This window comes from Pseudobacteroides sp. (assembly GCF_036567765.1).
In the GTDB taxonomy this organism is placed as follows: domain Bacteria; phylum Bacillota; class Clostridia; order Acetivibrionales; family DSM-2933; genus Pseudobacteroides.
The window spans coordinates 72,549-83,413 of the sequence record NZ_DATCTU010000098.1; the positions used below are offsets into that span (position 1 = coordinate 72,549).

Annotated in this window: 11 protein-coding genes; all 11 read right to left on the reverse strand. The window is 38.0% G+C overall.

What is annotated here, in order from left to right:
• Window positions 1-164: 164 nt before the first annotated feature.
• Window positions 165-2,627 carry a beta-propeller domain-containing protein gene (locus VIO64_RS15890; protein WP_331919989.1) on the reverse strand — a complete coding sequence of 821 codons (2,463 nt, stop codon included), beginning with the start codon at window positions 2,625-2,627 and terminating at the stop codon, window positions 165-167.
• 238 nt (window positions 2,628-2,865) lie between these two features.
• Complete coding sequence (locus VIO64_RS15895) at window positions 2,866-3,633, reverse strand: type III pantothenate kinase (protein ID WP_331919991.1); 768 nt, start codon at window positions 3,631-3,633, stop codon at window positions 2,866-2,868.
• Window positions 3,634-3,665: 32 nt separating this feature from the next.
• Window positions 3,666-4,274, reverse strand: a complete 609-nt coding sequence (locus VIO64_RS15900; protein WP_331919993.1) for a hypothetical protein — start codon at window positions 4,272-4,274, stop codon at window positions 3,666-3,668.
• Window positions 4,275-4,298: 24 nt separating this feature from the next.
• On the reverse strand, window positions 4,299-5,093 hold the full coding sequence (locus VIO64_RS15905) for an amidohydrolase family protein (protein ID WP_331919995.1): 795 nt from the start codon (window positions 5,091-5,093) through the stop codon (window positions 4,299-4,301).
• Window positions 5,094-5,110: 17 nt separating this feature from the next.
• On the reverse strand, window positions 5,111-6,121 hold the full coding sequence (locus tag VIO64_RS15910) for a biotin--[acetyl-CoA-carboxylase] ligase (protein WP_331919997.1): 1,011 nt from the start codon (window positions 6,119-6,121) through the stop codon (window positions 5,111-5,113).
• Between the two features lie 13 nt (window positions 6,122-6,134).
• Window positions 6,135-6,758 (reverse strand): hypothetical protein, encoded by a 624-nt coding sequence (locus VIO64_RS15915; protein ID WP_331919999.1) that lies wholly within the window; start codon window positions 6,756-6,758, stop codon window positions 6,135-6,137.
• The gene (gene folK, locus VIO64_RS15920; RefSeq protein ID WP_331920001.1) at window positions 6,758-7,255 is read right to left on the reverse strand and encodes a 2-amino-4-hydroxy-6-hydroxymethyldihydropteridine diphosphokinase; all 498 of its coding nucleotides are present in this window, start codon (window positions 7,253-7,255) and stop codon (window positions 6,758-6,760) included. Before folK ends, VIO64_RS15915 begins: the two co-directional genes overlap by 1 nt.
• Entirely contained in the window at window positions 7,248-7,613 is a 366-nt protein-coding gene (gene folB / locus VIO64_RS15925; RefSeq protein WP_331920003.1) for a dihydroneopterin aldolase, read from the reverse strand. Before folB ends, folK begins: the two co-directional genes overlap by 8 nt.
• Before the next feature lie 10 nt (window positions 7,614-7,623).
• Entirely contained in the window at window positions 7,624-8,448 is an 825-nt protein-coding gene (gene folP, locus VIO64_RS15930) for a dihydropteroate synthase (RefSeq protein ID WP_331920006.1), read from the reverse strand.
• On the reverse strand, window positions 8,449-9,567 hold the full coding sequence (locus VIO64_RS15935) for an iron-containing alcohol dehydrogenase family protein (RefSeq protein WP_331920008.1): 1,119 nt from the start codon (window positions 9,565-9,567) through the stop codon (window positions 8,449-8,451).
• Window positions 9,568-9,799: 232 nt separating this feature from the next.
• On the reverse strand, window positions 9,800-10,138 hold the full coding sequence (locus VIO64_RS15940) for a DUF3795 domain-containing protein (RefSeq protein ID WP_331920010.1): 339 nt from the start codon (window positions 10,136-10,138) through the stop codon (window positions 9,800-9,802).
• Window positions 10,139-10,865: the final 727 nt, after the last annotated feature.

Below are 10,865 nucleotides of genomic sequence, written 5' to 3' on the forward strand. Positions count from 1 at the left end.
AAATATTTACTTGTGACTTTAGTGGTATTGTTGGAATTTGTTTCTGATTATATTTTACCATAGCCATATATCAAAGTCGAGGGTTATGTTTTTAACAAAGTCTAGACAAAAGCCGCACGTATTCTAAATGCGTGCGGCCTTTAGATCAATTAAAAATGTTTCACTCAGTTTCCTATAGAAACTGAATTTTTTTCTTTCAATTCCTTAAGATCATTTGCTTTAATCATGCTGTTTGATAAGGTATAGAGGGTATCACCAATATATAAAATTCTTTGAACACTTTTATCATAGTTGAAATCATACTGGGAAGATTTTAGTCTGTCATCCTCACTCATATGGGTAATCTTGCCTTTAAGTACAAATCCCCTTACAAGATCTATGTTATACACGTATGCTCCCTGGAAATATGCTGTGCCATACTGTGTAATCTTATTTAGTTCATCTGAATTGGTACTCTTATTTTGTATTTTCATCTCATTTACAGGGAATGCAATAAGGTTCTTTTCCTTAGAAAAGAGCAGTGCTTTGTGGTTTCTTAAAAGCTCCGAATCGGTTCCCCTGTCCCCTATTATCTCCTGAAATTTCTGAACAGGTTTGCTTACATCGGTTACATCAAAAAGTGCAATTTTCATACCCTGGTAGAAAGCGTTGTCTCCATAAACCTCTGTGTCCTTACCAAAGCCTATTATGTGGTTTTCATCGTATGGATGCAAATAATCGCTGTAGCCTGGTATTTTAAGGGCACCAAGAACTTTAGGCGAAACCGGATCCTTCAAATCTATAACAAAAAACGGGTCAACCTTCTTGAAGGTTACCATATAGCACCTATCTCCCATGAACCTTGTGGAATAAATTCTTTCTCCAGGTGCGATATCCTCCAGCTTTCCTTTAACGTTAAGAATATCATCTAGAATATACACATTGTTTTTGGATGTGCTATCCCATTCGTTGCCTGAAGTTGTTGCTATACGGAAATACCCTCCATTCTCATCCATGGAAAACTGATTGAGTATTCTTCCAGGAACCTCTCCATCCTTAAGGTATGTTACCTGGCTGTTGTTCAAAGAAAATTTGTATACCTTTGTAACTTGATTCTGTGGTGCGTCAGGCATAACTGCCGGAGCTACTCTTAATTTCTTTGACTGGGCCAATTCACCTCTGTAAACATTGCTGCTGGTAATTGATACATACAAGTTATCAAGCGAGGAATATATATTTTGTCCTGCACCAAGGTAGGTTCCCACTTTTGCAGGCTCATCCATTTTGTCAAGGTTTATGCCGCTGATAACCATAAAGTTATTTCCGGTGGAATTTGGAAAGTAACGTATATCGGAATATTGTACGCTAACCTTTTTACCTTTTTGTGCAGTATCACTGTACACAGGGGTTATATTTTCATCCTTGGAGCCATTTTCAACATAAACATATTTATTGGTAACCAGATAGACCGATGATCCTATTTTGCGGGATGATAAGTAACTACCGTCAATTTCAAACTGGCGGACCTTTTTAATGTTCTTTCTGTCAGATATGTCATAGACAATTACTTTTGAATAGTTCCCCGCAGGACTATATACATCAGCAGCGTCATAAAGCTCATAAGAAGAATTTACAGAGGAGGCTACAACAGTCATATACTTTTTATCTATGTAAAGCTCGAGGGGGTATGCTTTCTCATCGGTAAAACCTATAGTGTTTACTACTTCCATTTCCTCCTCAGGGTAAGCTTTCACAATCGCTATTTTACCTTTATTAACTTTATATATATATTCCCCATCAGTTTTTACAATATCTGCCTCATCAACACCTTGAACCTGTACATTGGTAGTGGAGTATTCCTTTTTCTCATCAGCTTTGGAGTTTTGCTTGGAAGCCTCAGCAGTTACTACAGCTGTATCCATCCCCTTATTGCTTGAGCCATTTGTCAAATCCCAATCAGCACTTTTTGTTTTAACGGCATTATAGTTAATATCAGTCTTAAGAATGCTGACTAGCTTTTCAAAGGAACCCAAGACAGGGAGATTATTTACTCTGGCAATTATTTTATCAATCTCCGCCTTTTCAGATGAAATGTTGAACATGTTATCCTTACCACCAATGATTATGAGCCCTCTATCATAAAAAACTTCCTTTCCTACAACCTCAGCCAGCTTTCTTAGAGGAATATAGGTTCTGTTGCCTGTAATTACAGGCGGAACTTCCAAGGGTACCATTTTGCCATCAATCCTTATGGTTGGTTTATCCACTTCCATATTCACCTTACGTCCACCAATGGATAAAGTAATTGCAGAAGTCTTTTCATCCCATTTAACTTCTGCACCGAAGCTTTCTGCAACAAACCTCACCGGTATAAGAGTCCTACCATCTTTTACAAAGGGCCTTACATCTTCACTTTCCTCGTCCACCTGTTTTTCAACATTGTTTACCAGAGCCTGCGTGCTGCCTACAAACAAAACTACTGCACCCTTTGTATTATGTTTTTTTAATGGATCGGCAGTGCTGCTTGCTGCAAGTACCTTTTGTCCCGAAGCCTTATCATCGTTATTCTGAGCCTTTATGATTGTTATGGGAACCGTTACTGCAGCAACTGCCAAAAGTATAAGGGCTATTTTAATTCTCTTCTTCATTTTATATTCCCCCCGTATGATTTATCGGTTCTAGACATCGAACTGTAAAGTTATATACCAGTTCTCTATCTACTATTAAGACGAAAACAAGTTTTAAAAAGTTCCGTATAACGATTAAAGTCCCACAATTTCCTAAACAGTGTAGAACATCCTATAATTTCCTAGATATAAACAAAAACACTTTAGAACCCATAGGCTTGAGGTTTAAAGTGTCTTATTCTTATATAAATCATAACTTTTATTTGTTTCTTTCGTGAATTATTCTAAGTCCTTCAAGGGTGAGAAGTCCGTTAATCTCATCAATTGTCTCAGACTCACTTGCTATAAGCCTTGCAAGACCGCCGGTGGCAACAACTTTGACATTCTCTTCCTTCATTTCTTTTTTCATTCTTTTAACAATATAATCAACCTGACCTATATAGCCATAAATTATACCTGACTGCATGTTTCCGATTGTTGTTCTGCCTATAACATTTTCAGGCTTTACCAGTTCGATTCTGGGAAGCTTTGCAGCCTTTTGGAAAAGTGCTTCCAGCGATACCTTTATACCCGGGCATATAACTCCTCCAAGGTAATCACCCTTCGAACTTATTGCACAAAAGGTAGTTGCGGTACCAAAATCAACGACTATTATGGGTCCACCATATATCTCAATGGCAGCTACCGCATTTACAATCCTATCAGCCCCAACCTCTCTCGGATTCTCATACTTTATGTTTATTCCCGTCTTTATCCCAGGGCCTACTAAAATTGGCTCTTTCTTAAGATATTTTCTTATTGCATGCTCTAATGAGTACATTATGGGTGGCACAACAGAGGCCATTATAACAGCATCTATATTATTTATATCCAGCTTATCGTTACTGAAAAGACTCATCATAAACATACCGAACTCATCTGATGTCTTTTCCCTGTCCGTTCCCATTCTCCAATGGTTTAAGAGCTTCTTTCCATCATACATACCAATTGTTATGTTGGTATTTCCAACATCCATAACTAAAATCACTTATGACATCCCCTAACTAAGAACCTATAATTCTATAATCCTAACCTTAGACTTCTTATTTCCTTAATCTCCAACTCTATTTCCTTTTCTATCCTGGCAATATCCGCCCTTATATCATCGGCAGTTTCCTCCAGTTTCACCTTTGACGCAAAGTTTGATGTGCTGGAAGAATACCCCCCATGACTCGAGGAATTTTGGTTTGAGGAGTACGAGTTGCCATGGTTGTTATTATTTCTGTTCTGATAGCCGTGTCTTTGGTTATTTTCCTTATGATAACCCCTGTTATAATTGTTTTCCTTATGTACACCATGTTCCCTTTGCTCCCGGTGCTCCCTGTTATCACGCTGTTCCCTGTTGTCACGACGCTCCCTGTTGTCACGTTGCTCTCTGCCTTCACGCTGCTCTCTGTTGTCTCGTTGTTCCTTGTTGTCTCTTTGTTCTCTATTATCGCGCTGTTCTCTATTATCGCGTTGCTCCCTATTGTCACGATGTTCTCTATTGTCACGCTTCTCTCTGTTATCACGCATTTCCCTAACCTCTTTTTGATCTTTGTTTTCCCTTTGCTCTCCCTGTCCTCTGTTTGCCTGCTGATTTCCACCATGATTATTTCCCTTTTGTTGAAAATCCTGCTTATTAACCATTTAGAATTGCCTCCTAGACATTAGTTATATTTTAACATCAAGTAATTTACATGCATTCATTCCTAAAATTGCATTTTCTGCTTCGGTACCCAGTTTTAGTTTCCTAAGCTTGTCTATTTCTTCCCCTTGGTCAGTCCAGGGAGAATCAGTTGCAAAAAGCACCTTTTCATACCCATGATTCATGATAATCCTTATTGCTTGCTCATCGCTTATCCGCCCCAAGCTGAAAGATGTGTCCAAATATATATCGGTACCTACCAGATACCTTTCCACATCGTCCCATAATGAAAACCCTCCCATGTGGGCAGCAACAATATTTGCTCCCTTGAAGTCACAGGCCAGCTTATAAAGCCTGTCAGGTGTGCAGTGATACGGCTCCGGCAGGCCAATATCCTTTCCTGCATGAAATACTAATACAAGTCCTAACGAAAACAAATACTCATAAATCGGATACATTCTTTTATCATCTATATAGAAGAGCTGATAATCTGGATGAAGCTTAATTCCTTTAAGACCTAAATCCTTTATTCGCCTTAATTCTTTCTTCCAATCTGTATAATCAGGGTGAATACTTCCGAATGATATTATTCCGTCACCGCATGCAGATGCAGCCCAATTATTTATAACCTCAGTCTGCGATGGCTTGGTCGCTATAGGCAGCAACACCGAATAATCAATATTGGAACTTCTCATTGAGTCCTTTATACCTTGTGCTGTACCGTCAACCCTTGGTGGTATGTCTGCACGCTCCGATAATATTTTTACAGCCTTTGCTGCAAGCTCATCAGTAAAACAATGAACATGAAAATCAACAATCATACCTTGCTCCTGTTTTTCTAAAGGTATCCAAGAATTCCTCTCACTGAAACCTCTCCGGAATATACATCCCGTATAGTTCCGTCATCACATTTTACTACAAGCCGGCCGTCTTCCTGCAAGTCTATTGCCGTCCCGGTGTATGCAAAATTCTTGTATATCACCCGTACCTGCTTACCCAATGTGCTTGAATGCAGCTTCCAGTCATCAATTATATCTTTTGTCTCACCTTTTTTAATTTTATTATATATTTGCTCCAATTCATATAACAATTTTCTAATTATATCACTTCTTCTGAATATTTTCACATTATTTTTATTGTTATTTTGGGAATAAAGAGCCAAAGACGTTGCAATGCTCCTAATTTCATCCGGAAAGTCAGAAATAGTATGATTTACATTAATACCTATACCAAGAATCAGAAAATTTACCATTTCAATCTCTGAATTCATTTCGGTCAGAATGCCGCATACTTTTTTACCCTCGCAAATAATGTCATTGGGCCACTTGATCCCGGCTTTGATTCCCGTTGCCTGATAAATAGCCTTAACAACAGCAACGGATGCACCTATGGTAATGATTTGAATTTCCTCAGGGCTTATTTGAGGCTTCAGCACAACGGACATCCATATACCTTTTCCAGGCTCGGATGACCAGTTCCTTCCCAGCCTTCCCCGCCCTGCAGTTTGTGCGTCAGCTACAACAACCGTTCCGTCTACCGCACCTTCCAATGCAATTTTTCTCGCATAAAGGTTTGTAGAATCAACTTCCTTAAGATAGACTATTTTGCTGCCGATTAAGACGGTATCTAAATCATATGTCACTTCAAACTCATTAAGTATGTCCGGAGACTCCATAAGCCTGTAGCCGTTCCTTGTAACAGACTCAATGTTGTAGCCCGCTTCCTTTAAAGAGTTTATATATTTCCAGACAGAAGTCCTGGTAACACCAAGATACTCACTTAACTTTTCACCTGATATATAACTTTGACTATTTTTCTTAAGTACTTCAAGAACTTTACGCTCCAACATGTATTGACCTCTTTTAATATTTTGTGAAATCTGGAATCTTTATTGTAATGCTTTTATTTTTTTCCTTATCTAATATAATGGCAATTTTATTATCATTATCAACAATCATTTGGAAATTTTTCTGCTCTGCCAGTTTTGAGTAAAAGCTGTACAGGAGCACATCCTGGAAGTCCCCGTGCTCTTCTTTATATGATTCAATGATGTTATTAATATAAAGCTCTTCCGAGTTGTCATATAGTATGGGAGAATCCAGCCTCTTATCCAGGATACTGATCTGTTCAGGCATAATAGTAGAGGATACAAGGCACTCCGGCAGCCTGAAGGACCCGAAAATATAGTCCTTTAGGGGAATAACGGAATTTGTATAAATCTCCATGGCTTCCTTTGAACCGGAACCTACAACATACATGTATCTATCCGCTACAAAACAAAGCCTTGACGGCAGATCAAACTTCAAGCATTTATATTCAGAAGACTTGTATTTTTCAAGGTCATCCTTGGGATTTAGCAAAGTTGATATGCACTTTTTCTCTTCTCCATTGATGACAACAACCTTCTCAAAATGCTCTGAAAGCTTAATCCCGCAGTCCACCGCACTTTCAGCCAACTCAGCTTTAATGTAAAAATAAACCTCCATTATTCACTCACCTCACACCTATACAATTTTACATCGTTTCTATCATCGCAGTTATCTATTAAAACATTAATATCCTTACCATTAATAAGCTTTATCTCATACACATCCTTAAGGGGTACAAGTACAAAAGCCCTTACTTCCATCCTTGGATGAGGTATTGTAAGCTCCGGCAGGTCCATTTCCAAATCACCATATAAAAGTATGTCTATATCTATAGTCCTAGGTCCCCATTGAATATCCCTTACCCTGCCAAGGTCCCTCTCTACCTCCTGAAGCCTTTTTAACAAATCAAGGGGAGATAGCGTAGACTCAATCCTTGCTGCAGCATTCAGAAATCTTCCTTGATCCAAATAGCCTACAGGCTCAGTCTCATACAGTGATGACATGCTTACTATACGAGTACCTTCCACTTTCCCTATTCTATCAATAGCAGCTTCTATATTTTTTTCTCTGTTTCCCATATTAGAACCTAAAGCAATGTATATCGTATCACTCATTCCTACTCCTCAATATCTGTACTCCAACCCAGTCAAAGTCGCCATCAATAGGTGCTTCCGGCTTTTTAACGGTGACTGAGATCTTTTCTATTTCCTTATATATCGACATTATTTCCCTGGAAATACTTTCAGCCAATTTTTCTACAAGTCGAAATTTGTTTGATTCTGTTATTTCTTTAATAATACCATATACTCTCGAATAGTCTACAGTATCTTTTATATCGTCGGAACACCCTGCTTTATGTAGACCTAAATACATTTCCAAATCTACGATAAAGTTTTGCCCATCCTCCTGCTCCTCCGGCAAAACTCCATGATATCCGTAAAATCTAAGGTTTTTCATAATTATTTTATCCATTGTAAAAACATTACCTCCTAACAATTGCATCAGCCATTCTGGAAGTCCTTGCCATTTCCTTCACATCATGGACCCTTACAATATCCGCTCCATAAGCAATCCCGATTGCAACAGTGGCCCCTGTACCCTCAACCCTGTCCTCAACAGGCAAATCCAAAACATTACCTATAAAAGATTTCCTTGAGGTTCCAAGAAGTACAGGCAACCCTAAAACCTCCAACTTTTCTAGGTTTTTCATAACCTCAAGGTTGTGATTGAAGGTCTTTCCAAATCCAATTCCCGGATCTACAGCCATTGAATTTCTCTTAATACCTGCCTGTTCTCCAATTTTTATGCTTTGCTTTAAAAATTCAATAATGTCCGTCATAAGGCTAGTATATTCCTTATTTTCCCGGTTATGCATCATCACAACACCTGCACCAAACTCTGCCGCAACGGAAGCCATATTATCATCTGCCTGAAGTCCCCATATATCGTTTATAATATGTGCTCCTGCCTTTAAGGCCTCCCTTGCAACAACTGATTTGGAGGTATCTATAGATATGGGTATGTCAAACTCACTTACAAGCCTCTCTATTATAGGCACAACCCTTTTTATTTCCTCAATGGGTTCAACCGGCATAAATCCGGGCCTGGTGGATTCTCCTCCTACATCTATTATATCTGCTCCGCTTAAGATCATTTCCCTTGCTCTATTTATTGCATCATCTATAGAATAATACCTGCCCCCATCCGAGAAGGAATCGGGAGTAATATTAAGTATACCCATAACATATGTTTTCTTACCTATAGGAAGGCTCTTGTTCCTGCAAATAAAAACTTCCGGTTTTTTCATTTAATGTGTACCCCTATCTATAAGGCTTTTTTCCATTATTCTATACATATCTTCCTCGCTTGTGCTGCGTAGATTTTTAGCTGTACTCTTCTGTTTCACCGCCAGTGAGGAATACTTTTTTAGTTCCTCCCGTGTGAAATCAATATCATTTCTGATAAGCCTATTCATAATCTTTTCAAAATCGTCAATGCTTATAAGGTTTAAAGCCTTCAAAACAGCCTGAACCCTACCCTGTGCCGCTTCATTATTATACCTCAGATATTCGGCAAGTAGTAATCCATTGGCTTTTCCATGGGGAATATCTTTGAAATATGTCAGAGAATAACCCATTCCGTGGGCAATGGTAGTACCAGTTTGTGCAATAGTAAGGCCCGCTAGCATTGATGCATATAGAAGCTTCTCCCTTGTTTCACTGTCAAACTTTTCTTCACAAAGGTTTTCAATGCATGCACCAAAAATCTCAAGTGCCTCCAATGCAAATACATCACTCATGGTACTGGCAATCTTGTTGAGGTAGCCTTCAATAGCATGGGACATGGCGTCAATAGCCGTATTAACTGCAATATCCCTTGTCATGCTTTCAGTATATTTAGCATCAAGGAATGCAGCCTTTGGAAATACATCCTCATGGACAAAGCTCATCTTTGTCTCATACTCAGGAATTGTCAGTATAGAAGCGGCCGTAACTTCGCTTCCGGTTCCTGCAGTAGTAGGTATTGCTGCAATTGGCAGCGGTTTTTGTGTAAATTGGTTTTTTATTAGCTGGATGGGCTCAATATCGTTGACAGCCAGTATGGCAATGGCCTTTGCTGCATCTAAGGGCGACCCTCCGCCAATCCCCACTATAAAATCCGCTTTAGACTGTCTGCACGCAGCCCCGCCCTCTTTTACATTTTCCAAGGAAGGATTGTTCTCTATTTTATCAAATATTTGATATTCTATATTTGCCTCATTAAGCATACTTATTATATCTGTCAAAGCACCGCTTTTGATGCCGGATGTCTTGCCTGTCACTATAAAGGCCTTTTTCCCAAGCCTGGTAACTTCGCTTTTATTATCAAATAAGCAATTTGCACCAAAAAACACTTTGGTGCCTGATTGAAATTTAAATTTATTCATACAGGTCATTCCTTTCAGGTGTATATCAAATCTATATTTATTGGAAAGATCAATGTCTCTTTTTCATATAGAATATTATATATTTCAAGCAGGTATAAGACAATGGGGTATTAATATTTTCGGCATATCTAAATAAATCAGCTTGACGAAGTAACATCGCACCAATAAAGGAAGAGAATACGATAAGGCTGTAATCGTACTCTCTTCCTTTATTGTATGTATTTATATAATCCTATTGGGAATTTTTAATCCTTTCCAGATTAACCCGTGCTTCCGGAGCATGCTGCAACACACCCTCAACCTTTTCACAACTGAACTCATTGCATTTACCGCAATTATGAAGTCCCTTATCCAAGGAACATTTCCTTATCTCACAAACATTACAGTGACTAAAAAGTACTTCTGACTTACATCCCAAGCAATTAATAGTCTCAGGCTCAATGTTTGCATTAAACATTTTACTCCATTGATCGGCCGTCTGCTTTCTTAATTCATCACTGTCACTTACAGTAGCTTTATACGCCAGACACTCTTCACAATCCAGACCACAACACGCAATATTTTCTGCCATTTTAACACCCCTTTTCCAGTTTTATCACACCCATTATACCGAACATACGTTCTGTATGGAAGAGGTTTTATGAATTTTAACTAAGTTGAATTGTTTCAATCCGCACGCCTGTGGCAGCATATTCAATTATTCAATTTCTCTAGAGCAATTTTTATTAAAAACCACAGAGTCAAAAATAACAATAATTTCCGGTAAATATTTTGAGGATGTTTCAATAAATAAATATCTTTTTGATGGATACCTAAAATCCTTTGGTATTTTAATTTTTTCAAAAATATAATTAATAGGTGGGTACTCATGCCCAGACAAAATTTGTGTTTCATTTAACACTTGAGGAATATTTTTTGAATTTTTACAAACCTACCACTTTTTATCTTAAGTACACATTCTAAATCGTTGAAGCACAATTTGACATCATATTCCGTATCTGATACTTTCCCTTTCGATCTATAATCTAGCATAAAAGTAAATTTATCTTTATTTACTATACAAAAATTAATATTAGAATCATGAAACATAATATTTTTTTCTAAATTTGAGGGTGGCACTCCATGAATAATATTTTTGGGTTCGTTAGTCAATCTTGAGTATAGTTTCGAAAAGTAACTGGTAATTGGCTTGAAAACAAAAATTCAGGTTTGATTCATAAAAAACAAGGTAAAAAACCTTATTGAACTTTGAAAAAAGTATATTGTTACGACAGAGCAAATAAAAAAGGGCATGGCAA